The 23,257-nt window shown below is 50.4% G+C and carries 23 protein-coding genes; 11 read left to right on the top strand and 12 right to left on the bottom strand.

Going from position 1 to position 23,257, the window contains the following annotated elements; translation table 11 throughout:
- Positions 1-46 precede the first annotated feature (46 nt).
- From ABD843_RS11620 to ABD843_RS11580, 9 genes are all read right to left on the bottom strand, one after another.
- Positions 47-901, bottom strand: a complete 855-nt coding sequence (locus ABD843_RS11620; protein WP_345083302.1) for an RHS repeat domain-containing protein — start codon at positions 899-901, stop codon at positions 47-49.
- A gap of 67 nt (positions 902-968) precedes the next feature.
- On the bottom strand, positions 969-1,640 hold the full coding sequence (locus ABD843_RS11615) for a hypothetical protein (protein ID WP_345083300.1): 672 nt from the start codon (positions 1,638-1,640) through the stop codon (positions 969-971).
- Positions 1,641-1,714: 74 nt separating this feature from the next.
- On the bottom strand, positions 1,715-2,263 hold the full coding sequence (locus ABD843_RS11610; RefSeq protein ID WP_345083298.1) for a DUF7935 family protein: 549 nt from the start codon (positions 2,261-2,263) through the stop codon (positions 1,715-1,717).
- A 61-nt stretch (positions 2,264-2,324) separates the two neighbouring features.
- Complete coding sequence (gene rlmN, locus ABD843_RS11605) at positions 2,325-3,359, bottom strand: dual-specificity RNA methyltransferase RlmN (RefSeq protein WP_345083296.1); 1,035 nt, start codon at positions 3,357-3,359, stop codon at positions 2,325-2,327.
- A 118-nt stretch (positions 3,360-3,477) separates the two neighbouring features.
- Complete coding sequence (locus tag ABD843_RS11600; RefSeq protein ID WP_345083294.1) at positions 3,478-4,248, bottom strand: hypothetical protein; 771 nt, start codon at positions 4,246-4,248, stop codon at positions 3,478-3,480.
- Between the two features lie 30 nt (positions 4,249-4,278).
- The gene (gene porN / locus ABD843_RS11595; protein ID WP_345083292.1) at positions 4,279-5,304 is read right to left on the bottom strand and encodes a type IX secretion system ring subunit PorN/GldN; all 1,026 of its coding nucleotides are present in this window, start codon (positions 5,302-5,304) and stop codon (positions 4,279-4,281) included.
- 25 nt (positions 5,305-5,329) lie between these two features.
- On the bottom strand, positions 5,330-6,865 hold the full coding sequence (porM, locus tag ABD843_RS11590) for a type IX secretion system motor protein PorM/GldM (protein WP_345083290.1): 1,536 nt from the start codon (positions 6,863-6,865) through the stop codon (positions 5,330-5,332).
- A gap of 91 nt (positions 6,866-6,956) precedes the next feature.
- Positions 6,957-7,691: a GldL-related protein gene (locus ABD843_RS11585; RefSeq protein ID WP_425575740.1), complete on the bottom strand. Its 735-nt coding sequence runs from the start codon at positions 7,689-7,691 to the stop codon at positions 6,957-6,959.
- A gap of 97 nt (positions 7,692-7,788) precedes the next feature.
- Entirely contained in the window at positions 7,789-9,516 is a 1,728-nt protein-coding gene (locus ABD843_RS11580; RefSeq protein ID WP_345083286.1) for an SUMF1/EgtB/PvdO family nonheme iron enzyme, read from the bottom strand.
- 819 nt (positions 9,517-10,335) lie between these two features.
- Here ABD843_RS11580 and ABD843_RS11575 point away from each other — a divergent pair.
- Genes ABD843_RS11575 through ABD843_RS11565 form a run of 3 tightly spaced genes read left to right on the top strand, consistent with a single transcriptional unit; the run spans position 10,336 to position 13,641 of the window.
- Positions 10,336-11,325, top strand: a complete 990-nt coding sequence (locus tag ABD843_RS11575) for a Gfo/Idh/MocA family protein (RefSeq protein WP_345083284.1) — start codon at positions 10,336-10,338, stop codon at positions 11,323-11,325.
- Positions 11,326-11,360: 35 nt separating this feature from the next.
- Positions 11,361-12,212: a hypothetical protein gene (locus tag ABD843_RS11570; protein ID WP_345083282.1), complete on the top strand. Its 852-nt coding sequence runs from the start codon at positions 11,361-11,363 to the stop codon at positions 12,210-12,212.
- Positions 12,213-12,216: 4 nt separating this feature from the next.
- Positions 12,217-13,641, top strand: coding sequence for a sugar transferase (locus tag ABD843_RS11565; protein ID WP_345083280.1), 1,425 nt, complete (start codon positions 12,217-12,219; stop codon positions 13,639-13,641).
- An 11-nt stretch (positions 13,642-13,652) separates the two neighbouring features.
- On the opposite strand, the gene ABD843_RS11560 is transcribed toward ABD843_RS11565, so the two are convergent.
- Together ABD843_RS11560 and ABD843_RS11555 are read right to left on the bottom strand one after the other, a co-directional pair.
- Positions 13,653-14,753: a DNA alkylation repair protein gene (locus ABD843_RS11560; protein WP_345083278.1), complete on the bottom strand. Its 1,101-nt coding sequence runs from the start codon at positions 14,751-14,753 to the stop codon at positions 13,653-13,655.
- A 12-nt stretch (positions 14,754-14,765) separates the two neighbouring features.
- On the bottom strand, positions 14,766-16,703 hold the full coding sequence (locus ABD843_RS11555; protein WP_345083276.1) for a hypothetical protein: 1,938 nt from the start codon (positions 16,701-16,703) through the stop codon (positions 14,766-14,768).
- 156 nt (positions 16,704-16,859) lie between these two features.
- On the opposite strand from ABD843_RS11555, the gene ABD843_RS11550 reads away from it, so the two are divergent.
- The 8 genes from ABD843_RS11550 to ABD843_RS11515 all read left to right on the top strand — a co-directional run bounded on the left by ABD843_RS11550 (position 16,860) and on the right by ABD843_RS11515 (position 22,824).
- Positions 16,860-17,132 carry a hypothetical protein gene (locus tag ABD843_RS11550; protein ID WP_345083274.1) on the top strand — a complete coding sequence of 91 codons (273 nt, stop codon included), beginning with the start codon at positions 16,860-16,862 and terminating at the stop codon, positions 17,130-17,132.
- A gap of 162 nt (positions 17,133-17,294) precedes the next feature.
- A complete protein-coding gene (locus ABD843_RS11545) occupies positions 17,295-17,633 on the top strand; it encodes a TM2 domain-containing protein (RefSeq protein WP_345083272.1) in 339 nt (112 codons plus the stop codon).
- Positions 17,634-17,642: 9 nt separating this feature from the next.
- Positions 17,643-18,053 (top strand): DUF2752 domain-containing protein, encoded by a 411-nt coding sequence (locus tag ABD843_RS11540; RefSeq protein ID WP_345083270.1) that lies wholly within the window; start codon positions 17,643-17,645, stop codon positions 18,051-18,053.
- A complete protein-coding gene (locus tag ABD843_RS11535; protein WP_345083268.1) occupies positions 18,050-18,523 on the top strand; it encodes a magnetosome magnetite crystal formation protein family in 474 nt (157 codons plus the stop codon). The genes ABD843_RS11540 and ABD843_RS11535 overlap by 4 nt, the downstream gene beginning before the upstream one ends.
- A complete protein-coding gene (locus ABD843_RS11530; protein ID WP_345083266.1) occupies positions 18,523-19,383 on the top strand; it encodes a M48 family metallopeptidase in 861 nt (286 codons plus the stop codon). The genes ABD843_RS11535 and ABD843_RS11530 overlap by 1 nt, the downstream gene beginning before the upstream one ends.
- A gap of 64 nt (positions 19,384-19,447) precedes the next feature.
- Positions 19,448-19,861, top strand: a complete 414-nt coding sequence (locus ABD843_RS11525; protein ID WP_345083264.1) for a hypothetical protein — start codon at positions 19,448-19,450, stop codon at positions 19,859-19,861.
- 46 nt (positions 19,862-19,907) lie between these two features.
- Entirely contained in the window at positions 19,908-22,196 is a 2,289-nt protein-coding gene (locus ABD843_RS11520; protein WP_345083262.1) for a T9SS type A sorting domain-containing protein, read from the top strand.
- Positions 22,197-22,275: 79 nt separating this feature from the next.
- A complete protein-coding gene (locus ABD843_RS11515) occupies positions 22,276-22,824 on the top strand; it encodes a GNAT family N-acetyltransferase (RefSeq protein WP_345083260.1) in 549 nt (182 codons plus the stop codon).
- Positions 22,825-22,826: 2 nt separating this feature from the next.
- Here ABD843_RS11515 and ABD843_RS11510 read toward each other — a convergent pair whose 3' ends face one another.
- Entirely contained in the window at positions 22,827-23,186 is a 360-nt protein-coding gene (locus ABD843_RS11510; protein WP_345083258.1) for a hypothetical protein, read from the bottom strand.
- Positions 23,187-23,257 lie beyond the last annotated feature (71 nt).

Below are 23,257 nucleotides of genomic sequence, written 5' to 3'. Positions count from 1 at the left end.
ACGCCTGCACTCATATACAGCAGAGTGCCGAAACCCGCGCCCAGCCTCAATAGTAGACTATCGCCCGTACCATTACGATGGTCTCTTTACCACCGTCCACCTGCACTTTTTTCACCATATTCCCCCGCGCGTCATAGTCATTTCTAAGAGTGATGGTCTTTTGCAGATCACCACTGGCAGAATAGATAAGCTGCTGTGTTTCATGCCCCCTATCGTTGTAGCTGTAACGTATCTTTTTATCCGGTACACCTTCGGCATTGTAGCTGCACTCCTCCACTATGTTGCCCGTACTATCGTATGCATATGTGGTACGCAGCATAATGCCATAGTAGGTGCTTTTGTCCTCTATCAGATGCCCATGCGCATCGTAGACATAGACAGAGTTCCGTGTAACTCCCTCATCGGCATCGAAAGTGATCTCGGCCACAGGATTGTTGGCGGTATCGTATCGCCATATAGCCTTACTCAGAGTCCTGCCGCCCGGGCTTTGCGTCAGCTCCTCTATCACATTGTTGTGGTCGTCGTAGGTCATGCTCACCTTCAGAAACAACTCCTTGCCTGCCTTGTAGTTCTTGCGTATTATCTCGTTGCCTCGCGTATCGTAGCGATAGATGTTAGAATACAGGTATTTACCGCTTTCGTTATAGTTCCTTTCCTCGGCCAGTTTGCCACTGGGGCTGTACTTGAACACCAGGCGCGATATGAGCATGCCGTCATGCCCATACCTCAGCTCTTCGGTCCTATTTCCTTCTTCATCGAATAGCGTGGTCACTTTATGGGCGCGCTCACCGGCCTCTACCCCATTGTCGCCACCTTCGCTATTGCTGTATTCGGTCAGTTGTTTTATTCGGCCGTAAAGGCCATTGGTAAAGACGGTATCCTGTGCATGCACATTACGCACAAGAAGGCATAAGCACAGCAATGTCAACGCTCTAGTGATATGTATTCGTACCGGGTACATAGTGCCGTCAGTAGGTCAGCTCTCGTTCTATAATGGTGCGTGGCACATCGTTCTTCAGCGTTACCCGCTGCAGCCAGTTGCCCTGCTTGTCATAACCATCGTATCCATAAGTAGTAACGAACTGCAGGCTCTCGTGCGAGTCGAATTCGCGTTCCTGTACCTCGTTACCCTTCTTGTCATATTTTATGTTCGACCGCAGGAACAGGTGCCCGAACTGGTTGTAACGGTTATACACTATACGGTTACCATTGAGGTCGTAAGTGCTTTTGCCGGTCATGAACAGCATACCCGAGGGATCGTAATTGCTTTCCTCCGTCTCATTGCCTGCCTTATCGTAGGTATATACTGTGGTCACGTTCAGTCCACCATCGCCACGGTAACGTTTTACATCTACCAGGCGGCCACTATCGTTGTAGTTGTATACCGATCGTGAAAGCAGGTCGCCCTTAGGCGAATAGGTAGCGAACTCGGTACGATACCCATTGCTGAACTTGCTGATGCTCTTGCTCCTCAGGTCGCCTTTTATTGCTTCCTTACTATCGGCAGGCACGGCATATTCATATTCTGTAACGGTCTTTACATCACCTCGTAGCTTCAGCCTTTTTAGGTCGTTCTTTACCTGTGCATGTACTGCGGTGAGCGAAAGGATGGCCAGTAATATAGTGGTAACGATCTTCATAACGACAGCGGAACTATTTTCAAATTTACGACCTGCCGCAACGAAAAGGCGCACAGGCCTATGAGAAATGCTTATCAGACAGAACCATACTGTAATACTGTTCTTACCTCGGTATTCAGTATCTGCAGTGCCATCTCCGATGGCAGCTCTGTATTTGCATGAGCTATCACCTCCAGTATGCGTATATGCAGCTCTTTGGCAGGGGCATCGGGGTTCAGTGTCTCTGCCACTTTATTTATCATGCCCAGCTCCTGCTCCTTCACGCTTTTCACTGTTTCCCACGCATTGCGCGAAACGTATATCTGCTGAGACAGATTATGCTCGAACTCCGAACGGATGGTGATGGTCATTGCCGTTTGCAGGTCGCGTACCGACATAGAGGGATCGTACACCCGGGGTATGAGCTGGCGCGGCGACATTCGCTCCAGGAACATTACCAGGCGCTCATATGCCTGCAGGCGCAGGCGCAGTGTTATGTCCTGCGATTCGCCGAATATGGCTATCTGTCTTTTCTGGTTCTCTGCGGTAAGGAAGCGGCGCACTATGGCAGTAGCTGCTATAAGCACTACCAGCGAGGGCAATATGTATTTCAGTATATCGAGGATGTTGGCAACAGCATTCATACCGTGTAAAAATAATCAGTTAGTGGGTCTTATTCATGCGCAGGCACACATAATACCTATCTTAATGATCGATGTTGGCCAGCTGGCCACAGGCGGCATCTATATCCTTCCCCCTGCTGCGGCGCAGGCGCACATTCACCTTATTTGCAGTGAGGTGGCGCATGAAGGCATCCACACGTTCTTCATCAGGCTTTTCGAACTGGGCGTTCTCTATCGGGTTGTACTCTATGATGTTCACAAGGTCGGCCGGTATCTGCCTGAACACCTTTACGAGGTCCTCGGCATCGCGCTGGCTGTCGTTGAAGTCTTTGAAGAGTATATATTCCAGCGTTATCTCGCTGCCGGTGGCCTTGTAGAAGTAATTAAGCGCATCTATGAGGGCTTTCAGGTTGTTGGTCTCGTTGATGGGCATTATCTCGTTGCGCTTGGCATCCGTAGGGGCATGCAGCGACAGGGCCAGCTTGAAACGGACCTGGTCGTCGCCCAGCTGGCGTATCATTTTGGCCACACCTGCGGTAGATACCGTTATTCGCCTGGGGCTCATGCCCAGTCCTTCGGGAGAGGTGATGCGCTCTATGGCCTTCAGTGTGTTCTTATAATTGAGCAATGGCTCACCCATACCCATGAACACTATGTTCGATAGCTTTTTGTTGTAGTGCTTCTGCGAAAGCTCGTTGAGGAGGGTCACCTCATCTACTATTTCATCGAAATCGAGATTGCGCTTGCGGGTAAGGAAACCGGTAGCGCAGAACTTGCACGATAGCGAACAACCCACCTGCGACGATACACAAGCCGTCATGCGTTTGTCGGTAGGTATCAGTACGCTTTCCACATAGTAGCCATCGTGCAGTTGCAGGCGGTTCTTAATGGTGCCATCGCTGCTGTACTGGCTGTGGTTTATCCTTACCTTAGGTATAAAGTACTGTTCTGCCAGCTTCTCCCTCAACGTCTTAGGGAGGTTGGTCATATCATTTATGTCGGCCGCGAATTTCTGCCATACCCATTCGTGCACTTGCTTTGCCCTGAACTTCGGCTCACCAATGGTGGCCATCATGCTTTCCAGTTCGGGCAATGCTATCTCACGCAGATTTTTCATGGTGCAAAGATAACTTTTATAATTTTTACGATACAAAAGAGTGGTGCTACCCACTACATTTTAACAGAACAGCCGCCCCGGGTGGAGCGGCTGCCATATGATGTTCACTATTTTTTTACTAGAACTCTGCCGGGTGAAAGATGAAGAACCTGAAACCAACAGATGCAACGGAATAGATATCGTTCTTCTTGTTGGCCGCGAGGTTCGGCTTGTATCCATCTATGTAATCAGACATGGTCATAGTGTACTGGTAGTTCACGTTGAACACACAACCCTTGAATATCCACAGCCTTGGTATGTAGAAGTTGTAACCAAAGTTGAACGGCACATACAATGCTGTACTGTTGGTAAGCATGGTAGGATTGTCCGACTGTATAGAACCCGGGATATTGGTGTTGAAGTTGGCTATCCTCTTTACATCACTGTTGATGATACCCAGACCTACACCTGTATACAGGCCCCCGAACAGTTTCAACATGAAATAGTCATTGAAGTCGCGGTATACGAGACCGAAAAGGCTACCCAGTTCGAACGTGATATGCTGATCGACCGACGTAAAATGGTTGAAGCTCCTGTACGAAGTGAAGGGATCGCGCGTGGAAAGGTCACCTACGGAGATGGTCCAGCCCAGGCTTATGGTAGGTGTCGCATTCTTTTCGAAATATGCCAGGTATACAGGCTGCGGATTGGAATATGCCCAATCACCGTACATCTTGCTGGAGCCAATGCCAAAACCGATGCTGAAGTTGCGGCCGTTGTAACCGTCCTCACCAAGGCCATACTGGCTATTGTTGCGTTCCCGCAAACTGATGTCCGTTCTCACCTGCCCATACGATGATATGGAAGCAAGCAGCAACGCTGTTAGTAATATTCGGAAAGTAGTTCTCATGCGCACCATGGTTTATTCGTCCCGGCAAATTTAGTACTTCCAGAGATTCTTCTTATAATTATTTATTTCCCTTTCTATCCTGTCAGACTCTTTCTTCTGCCTTTCCAGATCGCTGGGATATTTATCCTTGATGCGGAGATCGGCAGGGTTCGACTCCTTCACGATACGGGAAACGAACCTGCGCTGAACGAACATATCGTCATAGCTTTCGTTGTAGATATCGCGCTGCGGATCTATCACTTCCCTGGCCGCGAACAGGTTGCGGCACTGAGGATAGTACAACCAGAAGGGGTGCATATCGCCAATGTAATCGCCCTGGCTCGACTTCAGCTTTATAACAGGAGAAAGACCTATTACCTGCGTGATAACACGGCCCCTTGTCTTGTCGAAATAAATATCTTCTTTTATCTCGAACTTGGTAACAGAGTCGGGGTTGAAGTCGTTGAACACGGTCTTGTAACCAAGTACATCACCTGTTATAGAGTCCAGCACAGGTACAAGGGCGCTATCTGAGAAGGCCTTCACCACCTTAGCATAGCTAAGCTGCTTTTTGAAGCCTTCGTCCTGGTAAGCTATCAGTTTCTTGTACTTCAGAGCGTCCATTATCAGCGATATAAGTGTTTCACCCGGAGTGGCAAATATCTTATTCGATGAGTCTGTCAGGTCTATCTCTCTCCATATACGTTTGTAGAACTTGATGTTATTCTTGTTCTCTTTAGGGAAAGCGAAAGGCTTGGCACCCCTCAGGTTGGTCTGCTTGTAATAACCATCTACAGGCTTGGTAGAGTCCAACGAAAAATCGGCATGGAAGCCGGTATCGTCAGATACCAGGTCTGCAAAGGGATTCTCCTCCTCTGCCGGTGGGGCAGGCGGTGGTGCAGCAGCGGCTATCTGGGCTAGACTGTCAGCAGTACGCGCGGCTCTCAGGCTGTCCTGATTCACCGTGTTCTCCTTTTTCTTCTTCTTCTTCTTCGGAGAAGTCTGAGCCTCGAGGTATGTGCTGGTTGCTCCTACTGCCAGGAAGACAAGCAAAACATATAAGATACTTTTTTTCATAGAAACACGAATATATTATACAACACTATTGAATATTGAATGTGATAGGATCGAGCGGGCGTTTAACGCCATCAGGACCTGTCGCGAATACGTCGTCAAAGATAAGACGTGTACCTGAAACTACACCGGCCATAGCTGCTGTCATAGCAGGAGTGAAGGCATTGTTGGTAGATTCGAACACCTGGGCATCGGCACGAGGCTTCACTATATACAGCTTGAAGTGCTGTATGTTGAATGCTGCTTCGAAGTCGAAATCTTCCAGTACAGCGAATATCCTGTTCTGAACTTTCGCTTCGCCTACAGACAGGCGACCACCGGCCTTACCGCTGAACTTAACACGGGGAGGAGGTATACGCTTGATACGGAATTCTGTAGTACCCAGCACGGCTGTTTTACCACCATCCAGAACACCTGATACGGTAACAGTAACTTTACCCGGGCTGCTCACCTTCACAGTGTAGTTGCCACCGGTACCAGATATCTCACCTGCGCTCATGCTCACTTTTATCTTGTCTTTAGAGAAGCCCGGAGCAGATACCGATACTGGGTTAGGAACACCTATGTAGAACACGTTCATCTTATCGGGAGATACTACCGCAGAAGGACGGGCTACAGTGTAGGTCTGTTCTTTGGTCTTGTATTCCTTCATTTCGCCATTGGCCATCTTTACCTTTACGGTACCAGACCATTTGAATTCGCCTTCCCTTGATGCAGACACAGTATACTGGCCTTTACCGTTAAGCACCTTCAGCGGGCTGCCGCCTACCGAAACTTCGGGGTTAGACTTAGAGTCAGACGCTGTAAGGAACACCTCGGCAGTATACTGCTGGCCTACAAGCACATAAGATGTAGGAGCTATCGCAACCGCATCGAACTGGTCAAGGTTGATCACCGCTTTGTCCACCTCACCGAGGATCTTTTTTACGGCCTCAGCTTCAGTGTTGCGCATGTCTGCCTGTATCTTCGTAAGTGCTGTTATAGACGCTGTCAGGGGAATACCGTCACCGAAGTTGGTCTCTTCCCAAGAGCTTTTCACGCCACCTTTACCCCTTTCAGGATCTTTTGCATCGAGGGCCAGCTGTGGCTCTTTTCCGTCTTTCGAGGGAGGAAGCTGTGCTATTATCTCTTTACGGGTAGCTTCTATCTTTGCGCGCAGTTCTTTTGCACGGCCTTTGCGCACCATCATACGGGGAGAGATATCTATATCTGCCCTGGCTTTGATATCACCCTGCTCATCAAGGCCGCCGCCTGCTGTAGTAAGCTCGTTCTTTATCTCTTCTATCATTTTATTCAGAGACTCTATCGACGCTTTTACTTTTTGTGCTTTTTCCCATACCGGCCTTGCGCGGTCTGGTTCGTTCTTCAGCTTGCCAGCCTCAAAGGCCGACATAGCCTGGTCTACGTTCACCTGTACATTCTCAGAGGATGTTTTAAGGCTTACCGTAAGATTTCTGAAGGCATCGAGGACGTGGTCCGTAACCGTTGTAGCTGCAAGGCCCAACAGTACGAGGTATAATATACCCATCATCTTCTGCCTGGGGGTTTCATTTACTCCTGCCATGAGTTTTAATATTTTAAAATGATCTTAATAATAGCTCTGTTTTTTTAGAACAAAAAATAGTGATAAATAAGAACCTGCTAACAGGGAAGAATTAGTTCTTCCTGAAAGCCTCCACCTGGGCCTGGTAGATACGGGCCAGATCAGACAGATTCTTGTTGTACGCCTTGATACCGTTCGTGGCAGCTTCGAACTCCTTCATCATGTTCTGAGAAGCAGCTGTCATCTGGTTGATGGCAGACAGCGTCTTGTTGAACTGATCGAAATTGGCGTTCATATCACCTATGTTCTTAGAGAAAGATTTCATACCTGCACCAGCAGTTTCGAATTCTTTCATCATAGTAACAGATATACCTGACATTTGGCTAACAGCCTGCAGCGACTTGTTGAAAGCATCGAAACCTGTAGATACAGATGTCATGTTGTCGCGGAATTTCTTCACATCGCCGGTAGCTACTTCTATTTCTTTTACGAAGTTGGTAGCAGTACCTGCAGAGCCAACTATAGAGTTCACAGACTGTACTGTCTGCGTGAACTGCTGGAAACCTTTTGTAAGACCTTCTACTACTTTAGGGGTAACGGCCGAAGACAGCAGTTCATTGAGGTTAGCACCGTTTGCTGCTTCTTCTTTTTTATCATCTGCCGATTCCCTGGCAGCCCAACCGAGTATGGCGAACAGCAAAGCCTCTGTTGCAAGACCAAGGCCGATCATTATTTCACCACCTTTCCAGTGGAGGATCTTGAACATAAGACCGAGGATCACGACGCTGGCTCCGAAAGAGATGATGGAATTGAGCCCGATTTTCTTCTTTGAATTTTGATTGCTCATACTTGTTGGATTTGTGAGTGATGATTGTTTGTTTGGTGTTTTGTGAATTTTGATCGATGTGTTCCTTTAATGCGGGGGTTGAACTATTTAGGGGTAATTACTTTTTGTTAGCGGGCTTAGCAGTGGTCGTGGCCTTGCTGGTAGATGTGGTCTTGCCGGCAGGTGCAGACTGCGATGCCGTAGGCCTTGTAGTGCCAGTGAGCTTGCGGCGGGTGGCCACTTTCTTTGTAAGTATCTCGGGGGCAGACATCACGCAGCGGAAACCTATGTAGCAGTGTACATTATCCTGCAGTTCGAAGTCGCGGGTGAAGGGGCTCAGCGCCTTGGCGTTGCTCACGAAAGAACCGCCACGCACTACCTTACGCTTCATCGCATCGGCATCTTTAGGATCGGCATCATACAGCAGTACAGGGTTCACATCCGATACGAAGGCGAAGGCCGACGGGCTGTATGCATCCAGTACCCACTCCGATACGTTACCTACCATATTATATACCCCGAACTCGTTGGGGGCGTAAGACATTACAGGCAGTGTGAAGTTGGCGCCATCCTCAGAGTAGTCACCTTCTTCCTGTTTGAAGTTCACCAGCAGGTTGCCATCACGGTCGCGGTCTACCAGGGCGGGGCCATCTTTTTCGCTCTTAGACATTGTTATCTCAGCTACTTCATCCTCGCTTGGCTCGTCCTTTTTCTTTTTCTTCTTCTTTTTCTTCTCCTTAGGCTCGTCACCATCTTCGCTGGAAGTAGGTATGCCATCGGTAGAGGCCACAGTAGTAGTATCTACTACAGGTGCTGCTACTATAGGTGCTCCTGTGCTGTCTACTGCTACTGCGGTTGCAGCGCTATCTACCTTGGTAGCTTCTGGTTCGGGCTCGGGTGTTACCACGGGCTCGTTAGAGTTCTTTATGTCTTTGCCGGCAGCATATACCCACTGGGCCTCAGAAGGCAGGCTGTACTGAAGGCGGTAGTATTTCAGGTATTCGGCTATGTCGGCATACTCGTTGTTGGTATGGCTTCTCCATGCTGCGAATGCGCGGGCCTGCTTCCACGACACACCTACTACAGGGTAGTCATCGAATGGCGGCTGTGTGAAGTAGTTCTCTACCAGTATCTCTACCTGCGAGTTGTTCAGGTCTTTGAACCAGATCTTCTCATCGGGGAATATATTGATAGGCTCTGTGTTGTACTCGCCTACCTTCACGTTCTTGTTGGTACCGGTGGCCCTCAGGTAAGTGAAGTTGTATACATACAGCTCTTCCTTTATCTTGCCTGTAGCAGGATCGAACATCGGTGCTATCTTCGACTTGATCTCGTCATCATTGTTCTCGAAGATATCCTTGTGGTTCACCCTGGCCCAGTTGATGCGCCTGCGTACGGGACCCGAAGTATCGGGAACCGTAGCTGTAGTGGTGGTAGATGTAGCAACGGCCGGTGTTTTGGCAGCATTAGTATCGGTAGCTACAGGGGCTGCGGTAGGTATATCGCCACCCAGCGCCGACAGTACAGTATCTTTTGCAGGAGTAGCTACGGTATCCGAAGCGGCCATCTTCTTCTGGTCCTCAGGCTTTACAGGAGGGGGATCGAGGAAGTACCAGTCATCCTTCAGGTAGTTCACTACGGCTATAGAGTCTATCACCCATTCTGTGAACATACGGTATTGCTGATTGGTGATCTCGGTCTTGTCCATGTAGAACGAACTAAGGCTCACTCTTTTCTTGCTGTTGGTATCTGTAGACGACTGGCTGTACTTGATAGTAACAGAACCACCTGGAATGTAGACCATGCCGGGAGGAGCAGCCAGTGTAAGGTGCCTAAATGGTATCACAGGACGGGTGCGAGACCTATGGTAATTAGGATTGGCCTGCGCGAAAGAGTTTGTTGATAAAGAGGATGCTGCGGCAACTAAAGCTACGGCAAATAACAGATGTCTCTTTATGTACATACGTATAACTTTTATTAATTTAAAAATATGCTTCGGTCCAAAACAGCAAAAACTACACACTATCTGTACAGTGGATCGCTGTGCAAATATATACTATAATCATACACTCAGCATATCTCTATGCTAAATAATTGACAACAAAATTCCCTCACGAAAAAGCCTGGTAGGACGACCATTTAAGCCTACTTGTCCAAGCAGAGCACACACTACACACTTTTAGCCAGCGTAAAGATAACCAAGTTATTGAAAAAGCAAAAATCATTCGAAAAAAAGCCATGCCTGTAAGTTACAATGACAAATATTGTCATTTATTCTTAATTGTAAAATATTTCTTTGAACGATCGGCCATCATATATTCTTCCGTTGGCCAAAAAATATTGCTATCGGTTAATTACGCTACTATCAGGGTGCAAAATACAGATCTGTACAATGCTCCGGAACGGGAATATCACCCTTTTTCTATCCGAAAAAACCCCGCACCATCCGGATCTGCCTATTATAAAATATATTAGAAGATAAACACGGTGTAAATATATATAATGCAACCCTGCCTATGCATCGAAATATATGCATTCTATGCACTGAAATGGTAGTGAAATGGGGCACATTGTTATGAAGGGAACAACTGAACACTATTATTATTATCTTGCGCGGCAGCTTTTCAGAAAAGCGAAGATACAGTCACCTCTCCCGATAGAAAAAATGTTAAGAACTGGGATATTCGGAGCCGGCCACCTGGGTAAGATACACATAGAACAGTGGCAAAAGATAGAACAAGCGCAAATAACGGGATTCTACGATCCGGATGACGCACAGGCCGCTGCCACAGAGGCCCGCTTCGGTATAAAAAGGTATACCGATGCCGACAAGCTGATAGCCGACAGCGACGCGCTTGACGTGATATCTACCACCACCACCCACTACGAGATAGCGAAGAAATGCCTGCTGGGTGGCAAGCATGTATTCATAGAAAAACCACTGGCCAACACACTGGAGGAAGGCCGTGAGCTGGTAGACCTTGTAAAAGAGGCAAATGTGAAGTGCCAGGTGGGCCATGTAGAGCGGTACAATCCCGCGTTCCTGGCGCTGGGTGACCAAACGGTACATCCCATGTTCATAGAGGCGCACAGGCTGGCCCAGTTCAACCCCCGTGGTACAGATGTATCGGTGATACTGGACCTCATGATACACGATATAGACATTATATTGTGTTTGGTACGCTCACCGGTAAGGCGCATATCTGCCAGCGGCGTGGCCGTACTGAGCGAGACCGCCGATATAGCCAATGCCCGTATCGAATTCGACAACGGCTGCGTGGCCAACCTCACATCGAGCAGGATATCGCTGAAGAAGATGCGCAAGATGCGCCTCTTTCAGCGCGATGCATACATAGGCATAGACCTGCTGGAGAAAAAGACCGAGATCATAAGGCTGAAAGAGGGCGAAGAAGATGCCTCATCGCTGACGGACCTGCCTATAGACCTCGGGAATGGCGAAAAAAAGATACTCTCCATAGAATCCCCCCAAATATCCCCCCTCAATGCCATACATGCCGAACTTTCCGAGTTCACAACGGCTGTATTGCAGGACAGGCCTGTGCGCGTATCGGTATACGATGGCTACCAGGCCATGGATGTAGCCCACCAGGTGCTGAAAAAAATGAGTTTGCACAACCAGCTACACAATGTTTAACAAAATATTACGTTATACTCTTTGAATGAGTTGCCATGTTCGAGTTCTACCGTAGATCTGTATATATATTACTTATTGCATTTGTCATATCTGCCTCTTGGGGTTGTAACATCATAAACCCGCAGGAGAAGATACCCACATACATACATATAGACTCCTTCGTACTGGATGGAGGAAAGCTGCATGACATAAACAATGTGACCGTATACTATGACGGGCGGTCGGTAGGCAGCTTCGACCTGCCATGCACCATACCGGTGATCACCACCGGCCCTACGGGCAAGCTGGAACTGGCGCCCGGCATACTGGTGAACGGCCGCAACGACCGCCCCCTCACCTACCCCTTCTACAAAATGGCTATATCTACCCTTAACGAACAACCGGGTAAAATAGTATATCTCACCCCCAGCACCAGCTATTACGATTCGGTAAAGGTGACCGTGATATCCGATTTCGAGGCAGGTATCACCAAATTCGCCAAATGGGGTGGTACTACCAGCCTGGTGGCCGTTACAGCCGATTCGCTGAAACTGGAGGGGACCGCCAGCGGCGCAGTATTCCTCAATACGTTCTCCGACAGCTCTATAGACAGCACCATACATGCATTTCCCATTCGCACCGGGGCTGCATTCATAGAGTTCGATTACAGGTCCAGCACACCCTTTGCCATTGGCCTGCAGGCCAAGCTGGGCACTACCTACACATCGGGCATCGCCTACATGGCAGGTATATACCCCAGCGACGGCTGGCATAAATTCTACCTGAACGTGACCGGCTTTGTGAGCCAGTACCCGGCCGACAGCTATAACATGTACATAAAAGCCGCGCTGGACGGGCGAACGAGCGGCAGGCTGCTGATAGACAACATAAAACTTGTGACCTTCTAACAGCATGCGCCTAGACAAAATGAAACGGAACGCCATCAGGCAACTGGCTGCGCTGGACTATGCAGCGGCAGCGCTGGCATGGCTGTGTTTCTGGATGTACAGGCAACACTTCCTCACAGGGGCAAGCTACACCGACACCCTGAAGATGCTGCACACACGCGATCTGCTGAATGTGCTGGTGGTGATACCTATGGGCTGGCTGCTGGCCTACCTGCTATCCGGCACCTACTTCGACCTGTACAGGAAATCGAGGCTGAACGAGGTGAACCGTACGCTCATATCCTCTATACTAGGCTGCATAGTGGTATCTGTCATCGTTTTCGGCAACGATACGGGCGACTACTATTACTTCATGAATACGATAAGCCGCTACCTGCTCATACATACCACGTTCGCGCTCACCTTCAGGATGTGGATACTGTACCGGGTAAAGCGCAACCTTGTAAAAGGCAAGGTAGGGTTCCGAACACTGATAATAGGGGGCAACCAGCAGGCCATAAATATATACAAACAGGTGCTGGATAACCCCAAAGTACTGGGCAACATCTTTGCAGGCTTCATATACTCGAACAAGGAATCGAGCAATGGTATGAGCAAATACCTGCAGCAACTGGGCCACATATCTGAGCTGGAGGATATAATAGACAAGCACCAGATAGAGGAAGTGATAGTGGCAGTGGACTCATCGGAGCACCATCTGCTGGAGAACATCCTTACCCGCCTCTCGTACAGGCCGGTGGTGGTAAAGGTACTGCCAGACTATTACGACATACTATCGGGATCGGTAAAGACGAGCAATGTGTACGATGCCGTTCTGATACACATTCACCCCGACCTGATGCCCGACTGGCAGCGGGTATGGAAACGCTTCATAGACATCATCATGTCTGCGTTCGCGCTCATCATACTGTCGCCCTTCCTCATCTTCACAGCCATAATGGTGAAACTGTCATCAAAGGGCGGTATCATTTACAAGCAGGAGCGTATAGGGCTCTTCGGCAGGCCATTCTACATCTACAAGTTCAGGTCTATGTATGTAGAGGCCGAGAAGGCAGGTCCTGCATTATCGAGCAAGCACGATCCGCGCATAACACCATGGGGCCGCTTCATGCGCAAATGGCGTGTGGACGAGCTGCCCCAGTTCCTGAACATACTGAAGGGCGATATGTCGCTGGTAGGGCCACGCCCCGAGCGCAGGCACTATATAGACATCATAGGCGAAACGCACCCGCAATACAAGTACCTGCACAAAGTAAAGCCCGGCCTCACATCTTGGGGCATGGTGCAGTTCGGCTATGCCGAGAACGTGGGCGAGATGATAGAGCGCATGAAGTACGACCTGCTGTACATAGAGAACTGCTCCCTGGCGCTTGATGTGAAGATAATGATGTACACCATGATGGTGCTTTTCCAGGGCAGGGGCAAATAAACGGCCTGCCGTCATCCCATTACTACAAGCTCGGCGCTGGCCTTGCGTTTCCCGTTCACCAATATCTCTATGGTGTGCTTTCCCGCATAGTGTTTCCGGGTGGTCATATCGGCAAAGGACTGCTTGCGGCTGAATGATACCACAGCTCCCGGCACATAGGTATTCTCTGTTATCTTGAAGACCTTTCTGCCCTGCTTATTGTTGGCCTTGGCATAGGTGATGGCATATTCTACCCTGAGGGGTACTGTAGCAGTGCCCTCATTCACTAATGAGAACGAGAAATGCAGGTGATCGCCTATGCTGATCCTTTTCTTTAGCAACTGCAGGCCGGTAACACTGCACTCAGGCTCGTGGGCCAGGCCGAAGAGGCCGAGGGCAGCAGTATCGCCACGCTTCAGTAGCGTGCGGCAGCCATGCTTCACTATCTTGTCGGTATGGGTGCTATGGCCCATCCAGCGACGGGCTATATCCAGTGCTACCTGCGGGTTATCCTTTGTTATATCGTTCAGGTTATTGGCCACACTTCTGCGTACGAATTCCGAGGGATCATCCTTCAGCCGTTCCAGTATGGGCAATATGGGCGATGGGTCCTTCTTCAGCGCGGGCAGGGCCATTCCCCATGGCAGGCGCGGCCTGCAGCCCTCGCTGGCCAGTCTGCGTACCGATGCATGTGGATGCTCGGCCCACGCCAGCATTTGCTGCAATGTACCCTGCAGATCGCTGATGAGGTATGGCCTGATGGCGAACTCGCAACTGATAAGCTGTGTGATGCGCTCCATAGCCTGCAGCGATATGGCCGGGTGTGCCTGTCCGTACTGCTCCACCATATCGGGGATGAACATGTAGATGAACGTATTGGCAGGTTGAGCCTTGATAACGGCATTGGTGAACTTCAATACCTGTTCTATATCGTTCTTATAATTGCCACTGAGCATGCTATTGAGCACCGTGGCTATACGGCGCATACGCTGTTTCAGTTCCAGCTCTTCCCAGCCCTGCGCAAAGACACCTTGCAGGAATACCTGCCTGTCGAAGGGTTGTACGCTTGCAGCGGCTATATCGGCTATGCCCTGCAGGGCGGCCGTATCGTACATGTTCTTCAGTGGTTCCATAGTGTTTGGTATTTATCGGGTGCGCCCGTCGCTTTTCTTTCGTAGTTTCTCTACATAGTCGGGCGATGGTTTGTAGCCCAGCTCCAGCGCACGGTTCATGTGGTAGTAGGCCTTCTCCGGCTCACCCAATGTATCATAGGCTACGCTTAGGTTGTACGAGGCCGACCGTTGCACATCTTTCGAGTTCATCTTTGCAGCGAACTCCCAATCCTGCACCGCTGCCTTTATTCTACCCGCACCGAACAGCGCACAGCCCCGCAGAAAATAATAGAACGGGTTGGTATTGGTTATCTTCATTAGCAGGTTGTACTGCCATATGGCCTGCTGGTAGTGCTGGCTCTGTACCAGTTCGTTGCTGCTTTCGGCCAGTGTCTTCTCGGCCATCTGCGGGTTCATGCGCAGGGCCGATACATATTTGCGCAGTGCGCCCAGGGTATCGCCCGCAGCCATGCACATGACCACGCTATCCATATAGGGCCTGTAGGCTGTATCGCTCACATTTTCGGGTAGCATAGGTACACCACCCTGTATGGCCTTTAGTGCCTTTATACGCTCTATATTGTTCAGCACCTTGGCATCGGCCATATTTATAGAGCGCAGTAGCTCGTAATCCATCATGGCGCTATCCAGCTCGCCTATACTGAGGTAATAGTGCCCCCGCCATTTGTAGGACAGCAATGCCCGGTAGGGATATTTCTCTATAGCATCGGTAAGCAGGGTGCGCGAGTTGTGCCATACCTTGGTGCGCTCTGCACAGGCATATGCCAGCGCCGACGATGCAACGAGCGATATGCCTACCACAGCCCCCCGCAACGAAGGCCTATACTCGATGAGCTTTTGCAAAGCATAGGCCACCAGGAACAGCAGACCTATATAGGCCACATAAGAATACCTGTCGGCCATTATGGCCGCGCCTACCGATATGAACTGCAGTACAAAAATGACATTGGCAATAAAAAAGCCCATACCGAAAACATATATCCTGAACCATGGGCTTTTGCGCCTGTACAGCAGCCAGCCAGGTAGCAGCGCCATACCCAATGCTACAAAGGGCGCAGCATAATAGATGAACGGAAGTGAACCACTTATATAGCGGTATGGGTAGGGATAAAAGGTGGACAGATGTGCCGGGTAGAACAACTTGGCAATGTACATGATGAAGCCATAGCCGGCATACATGATGCGCTCACCCACCGACAGCGTACTGAACGAGGCCACCGCGCCAGTACGGTGCTGTGTGTAGAATGCCGCCCCGCCTATGATGAGCGAGAACAGGAAGAAGACCACCTTCTCTACCAGCAGCTTTTTCATATCCTTTCGCTGTAGCAGTACATCCATGCACAACAAGGACATGGGGAAAACCACCGCCATAGGCTTGGAAAGGCAGGAGGCCACAAAGAGCGCGAACGTGCCCCAATACCACTTTTTACCTGCGCCGTCGGTATAGCGCAGGTAGGTGAACACGCCCGCCACATAAAAGAAGGCATACATCACATCTTTGCGCTCTGCTATCCATGCTACCGACTCTACATGCATAGGATGTATGCCGAACCACAATGCTCCGAAGGAAGCCATGAACGTAGCCGCGCCCTCGCTCAGTTGCAGGCGCCTGCACAGCGCTACGAACAGCAGGAAGACCAGCACTACATTGGCCATATGTATAAGCACATTGGTAAAATAGTAGGACCACGGCTCCAGCCCCGCGAAATGGTAATTGACCGCCAGCGAAAGGATGCACAACGGGTGATAGTTGTTGCGGGTGATATCCTCGGTGAAGATCACCTTTAGATTTTCGGGCGTGAATGCGGTGATGTACTTATTGTTGGACACATAGTAGTCGTCGTCCCAATTGGTGAACTGGTTGCCCAATGTGTAGCGGAAACAAACGAATGTCACTATGCAGATGAGAGCTACGAGGAATATCCTTTGCAGCGGCAACGAAACCTTCATACAATATACATTGGGTATATACCGGGTCAAGATAAGGCATATTTGAACGGCGCCCAAAACGACCGGCCAAAAGGTGGATAAAATATTTTTTTGCCGCCGATCTAAACCATAGCGGTCTGCGGCTGTCGAACCATGCAGTACCAAAACAAAATTACTATGAACATGAAGATCGTTGTGATGGCGCTGATAGCCCTATTTCTTGCAATGGCACCCGCCGGAGATGCCGCCGCACAATGCGGCAGCCGGTATGGCTACCGTACCCGCAATTACTGTCCGCCCCCGCCCCCACCGCCCGGCTACTATGCCCCTGCCTACTGCCCACCACCGCCGCGTGTAGTATACTATGGCAGGCGCTGGGCCGCACGCCCCAGGTATTATGCATCTTGCCACCGCCCTCACAGGCACCGCGCATACTACAGGCGCTGGTAAGCATTAACAGAAAGATACTTTCCGTAAGGCCACCCATTGCAGGTGGCCTTTCTCATTGCACAGGTATGTAAAAAAAAGCGCAACGTATAAGATACTACCGTATATTAGCATGATCAACGATGGCTTAACAAGCCCGAACTCCATACCACAAAAACCGACATAATGGAACAGCAGAAAATAGACATGTACCTGGTGACCAATGCAAAGTATTTTGAAAGCCACCTTATACCGCATATCAGCGAATCGCTGGCCCGTATGGATGATTCAAGGTATATAGTATTGCAATCCATGGGTCTTAAAGACCCCACTACTATACTCATCATATCCATTCTGTGCGGCAGCCTGGGCATAGACAGGTTCATGATAGGCGATACCGGCATGGGTATAGGCAAGTTGCTTACCTGTGGCGGTTTCGGTATATGGACGATAGTGGACTGGTTCCTGATACAGGGCCGCACACGCGAGCTGAACTTTCAGAAGGTGCAGCGGGTAATGATGTAATGACCGCTTATGAACAGGGAACGTTCATACATCTTTCTGCTGCTGGCCTCTGTAGCCGGTATAGCATGGGTAGTGGCCAATGTGGCCGCACCACATGCTATGGGCTCTGTGATAGTATGTCCCTTCAGGGCCGCAACAGGGCTGCCATGCCCGGCATGCGGCAGCACACATGCCGTTATAAAGGTATTTTCGCTGAACTGGCAGGGAGCGCTCTACGACAACCCGGTGGGCTTCATACTGGCCGCAGGCCTCATAATACTGCCGGTATGGCTGCTGTATGATGTGGTAAAGAAGAAAAGCACATTCTACGATCGCTACATACAGGCAGAGGCATTTGTGTGCAGGCGCTGGGTAGCGCTGCCGTTGGTGGCCCTTGTGACCGCCAACTGGATATGGAACATCTATAAACACACCCTATGAGCAGGATACCGGGCTACACCCCTTCGGAAATGGAACTGGAAAAGGCATCGAACGGCTACCTGATGTCGCTGATAGCGGTAATGGTGGGTATGCCGCTGCCCATCATCAACCTGCTGGCCAGCCTGCTGTTCTACTTCGGCAACCGCAACAGCACATGGTTCGTTCGCTGGCACTGCACACAGACACTGCTTTCGCAGCTCACTGTACTGGTCATCAACAGCATAGGCTTCTCATGGACCATATCGCTCATCTTCGGCAGTACGGTACTTACCAACGACTATATAGCCTATATGATGACCATGGTGGCCTTTAACATAGTAGAATTCATAGCCACTATATCTGCTGCCGTGCGTACACGCCGCGGAGAGCATGTGGAACTGTGGTTCTGGGGCTCTCTTACCAATGTGGTATGCCCACCGCCACGCTGGCGCAATGACGAGCGCCCATTAACCCCGCAAAACCCTTACTGATGGAAAAAGCCTTATTCCAGTTCATGGCCATCGTGGCCATATTCCTGATGGTGTGGTTCGGCCTCAGCAAGGTAGACTATGTACGCATCTTTCGCCTGCAGAACATGAGCAAGCGCACCGAGAAGAAGATAGGCGAACTGGTGATGCGCACCATAGAGCGTACCGAAGATGTGATAAAGGACGATAGCACACAAGTGATACTGAACAAGATAAGAGACCGCATAAGCAGTGGCAGCAATGCCCCTACCAATATACAGGTACACCTGGTGCGCAAGGGCGATGTGAATGCCTTTGCCCTGCCCGGCAACCATCTCATAATATACACAGGCCTTATAACCCGCTGCGACAGCGCAGAAGAGCTATGCGGCGTGATGGCCCACGAGATTGGGCACATAACGCTGGACCATGTGATAAAACGCCTGGGCAGCGAGCTGGGCATCAGTGTGCTGGCATCTATGGCCTCGGGCGGTAATACCGCTACCGTGGCACAGGTCATCAAAACATTATCTTCCAGCGCCTTCGAGCGGGGGCAGGAAAGCGAGGCCGATGCCTTTGCCGTGAACTGCCTGCAAAAAGCGCGTGTGAGCCCCGAAGGCTTTGCCGTGTTCATGAACAAGATGGCAAAGATGCAGGAGGACATTCCGAAGCAAATGGAATGGATAAGCTCTCACCCCGACTCGCGCAACAGGGTTGTGGCCATACGCGACCTGATAAAGGAGAACGGCAGCTATACCCCTGTACTTACAGAGGAAGAATGGCAGATACTGCGAAGGGCCGCTGCGGCAAATGCTCCGTTGGAAGAAGAGAGCTTTGAAGAAGAGGATAGTGAGAGCGATACTACTACCGCAGTTCACAAATAAATATCCGGGAACAATATATCAATAGCTCGTTTTTATTATATTTGTTAGATATACTTCTACAAATATGAAAAGAACATTCTACTTCATCCTCCTTCCTATATTGCTGCTGTTCCTGCAAGGCGATGCCGCCGCGCAGGCAAAACAGAATGCCAAGATCAGCTCGGTGAAACAAAAGGGCAATATGGTGTACGTCACGGTCACCTCGGCAAAGGAGTTCTACATGGGCAATAACAAGCACATACTCTATATAGGCAATCAACTGTTCGACCTGTATGACCAGGAGAACGAAGAAGGCAAAGGCACACTGCGGTTCCACATACCTGCCACAGCCTACAAAGCACTCCCCAATGGCGCCCCTGTATACCTATCTTATGGCGAACTCTACATAGAAGATGGCGAGACCGCCGGAGATGTATGTAAGCAAGACCTTTGCCCCTGCTGGTCTCTGGGGAAACTCAATAAAAGAACACAGAAGTAGACCGAGATACCAACAATAGTTCCTGTTCTCTCCAAAAACAAACAGAATGACCAGCAGAAAAATAATTTCCTTTTACGGATGCCTGTACGCTATTGTCCTGCTTTTGGGCGTACACTTCCACACCCTGGCACAGACCACACCAGACCCCGGTATACTGGGCCCGCTTGCCGTCACCAAGGTAGAGTACGACCTGGGCGATGCGGTCGCACCGCTGGATAGCCTGCCCATACCTGCCGAAGCACGGGCATCTATACACTACCCTACCACCCTTACGGGCGGTCCCTTTCCTGTTATCATACTACTGCATGGCAGGCATTCTACTTGCTACAATACTACTTCGCTCGCAGCATCATCGGCATGGCCGTGCCCCACAGGGCGCCTGCCTATAGAGAGTTTCCAGGGGTACGACTACCATGCACGCTTCATGGCCAGTCATGGCTACATAGTAGTATCCATATCATGCAATGCCATAAATGCACGCGATGGCGCCATGGCCAATAATGGCATGCCTGCGCGCGGTCAGCTGGTTCAGCACCACCTGAACCTGCTGAACACCTACAATACCGGCGCTACATCGCCACTTACAGCCGAAATAGGCTCCTCACTGGTGGGCAAATTCGACCTGCAGCGCGTAGGCATGATGGGCCACTCGCGCGGTGGCGAGGGAGTGGTATTCGGCGCATTGCTCAACAGGTCTTTGGGTAGTCCCTATGGCATAAAGGCCATCATCACCCTTGCGCCTGTAGACTTCAAAAGAAAGATACTGAACGGCATACCCATGCTGAACATAGCCCCCTACTGCGATGGCGATGTATCGGACCTGCAGGGCGTACACTTCTATGATGACGCTCGTTATACCGACCTTACCGACGAGGCGCCCAAGCACAACATAGTGATGATAGGCGGCAACCATAATTTCTATAACACTACATGGACACCGGGCTCTTATATAGCCGGAACCTCTGACGATGCCAATAGCCTGTATGGCAGCACCCATGCCTTCTGCGGATCGAACTCTGCCACATCGGGCCGTATAGATACTACCGTGCAAAAAGCCGCTTACAACTCTTACGCCAGCGCATTCTTCCGCATGTATGTGGGTGGCGATACCACCTTTGCCCCCATACTGGAGACCCGGGACCTGGTACCCCCGGCATCGTCTATGCTGGATACGGACAATGTATATGTCTCCTACCATCCTGGCCGTACCGACCGCAGGGATATAAACCGCATAGATACTGTCTACAACGAGACCAATAATACCATGGGCGGCGCTGTGACCAGCAGCGGCCTTGTATCATCGGGCATATGCGGCGGCGGGCTGGCAATACCTGTATGTGGTATAGCCACCAATTTCTACAAAGAGCCGCACAAGGGCGCTACCGGCCAAAAGGGGCTGGCACAAATGGGCCTGCGCTGGGACAATGCCACCGATCAGTACCAGAACGACATACCGGCATCGCAGCAAGACATTACCTACATGGAGGCACTGCAGTTCCGCGCGGCCATACGCTACGACCAGAGCGTTACCGGCCTGGACCTTGACTATACGGTACAGCTCATAGACTCTGCCGGGGCCGTAAGCAGCCAAAAGGTACACGACCATAGCTATGCGCTCTACTACCCACCCGGTACACATGCCACCTACCTGCCCAAGGTGATGTTCAACAGCATACGCATACCCATAAGCAGCTTTACCGGTATAGATCTGAAGAAGGTAAGGAAAGTAAAATTCCTTTTCGATCGCTCTGCGGCGGGTTCCATACTCATCAGCGACCTTTCCTTCGTGGCTAAAAAATGTGGCAAGCTCAATTCTACATTCGCATTCGCTTATGACACCGTAGGATACGACATATCATTCTTCGATACGCTCTCTTACAACACAGGCGATACCGTGAAGTGGCTGTGGCGCTTCGGCAATCCCACATCGGGCACCAGCGATACATCTACCGCGCACAATCCCTCGCATGTGTTCACCGGTGCAGGTACCTATACCGTTTGCCTGTCGGTATATGCCAAGCGCATCAACCAGCGCATATGTACCGATACGTTCTGTACCACCATCACAGTGGTACCGGCCATATTCGTCACCGATGTGAACGAAAGGCCCAACATCACTATATACCCCAACCCCGCCCGCGACCAGATATACATAGCGGGTGCAGAGCGCACCGATGTGCTGCGCCTTGTGAACCAGTTGGGACAGGTAGTGCTCACCACCGAGATAAACGAACCTATGGTATGGTTGCCCACACACCTGGCCAATGGCATGTACCACGCCATTGTCACCACCAGCCGTGGGCAGGTACACCAAAGGCTGGTGATAAACCGATGATGTGCTTCTTACTCATTCTTATACACTATACCGGCAGCCGTAACGCTGTCGGTATTATTTTTGCATATAACAAGGCACCATGAACACACTGCACCTATCGGTAAGAGAGATACAGGCAAGCGATATTCCGCTCATCACCCACTACTGGCTCACGGCCGAGCCCGACTTTCTGCTGGGCATGGGCGTAGACCTGGACAAGATGCCGCAGGAACACGAATGGCATACCATGCTCACAGAGCAACTGGCTACACCGCACCCGCACAAGATGTCTTGGTGCATAGTGTGGCTCATAAACGGTGTACCCGCAGGCCATAGCAACATCAACAAGATAATACCGGGGGAAGAGGCATATATGCACCTGCACCTGTGGCATACCACCACAAGGCAGCAGGGCACGGGCGTGGGCCTGGTACGCCTCACCCTGCCCTATTTCTTCGATACATATGGCCTGCAACGGCTCTATTGCCAGCCATATGTACACAATGCCGCACCCAATAGCACACTTCGGAAAGTAGGATTTGAATTCGTGCGGCAGGAGATAACTACACCGGGCTGGCTCAACTTCGAGCAGCCGGTGAACCTATGGGTGATGACGCGGGAGCGATTCCTGCAGCTATACGATGCCTGAGGTCATTCTACCACCTGTATATGATACTCTGTACTAGGCATCTCTACGGCCAAAAGGCATTGGGCACAGGTCTGAGGCACCTGCGGTACGAACACGAACTTCACGAACGGGCTCTTGCCCCCTCCGGGCCGCCATGTACATGGGTTGGCCACCTTAAAGATGTTCTTATACTTTGTGCCTGTCGATGTGGTCCACGTCTCCCCCAGCCTGGTACCGTCGGTAAATTCTACAGCTATATTGCCGCATATGTTCTCTACTACCTGGCCCATATATGTACGGCCCGCTTCAGGGCTATCGGTCTTGCGGCATGAGCCGAAAAATATGGCAGAGAAAAATACGGTGCCGGCGATGAATGTTCTCATAGTATATTCTGTTTATTGTTCATAACAATATCTATGCCTTATAACGCAGGTACAGCCGTTTATCGTGTGTT

The sequence above is a fragment of the Nemorincola caseinilytica genome (assembly GCF_039540515.1).
Lineage (GTDB): Bacteria > Bacteroidota > Bacteroidia > Chitinophagales > Chitinophagaceae > Nemorincola > Nemorincola caseinilytica.
This window is presented reverse-complemented; position numbering and strand designations above follow the sequence as displayed.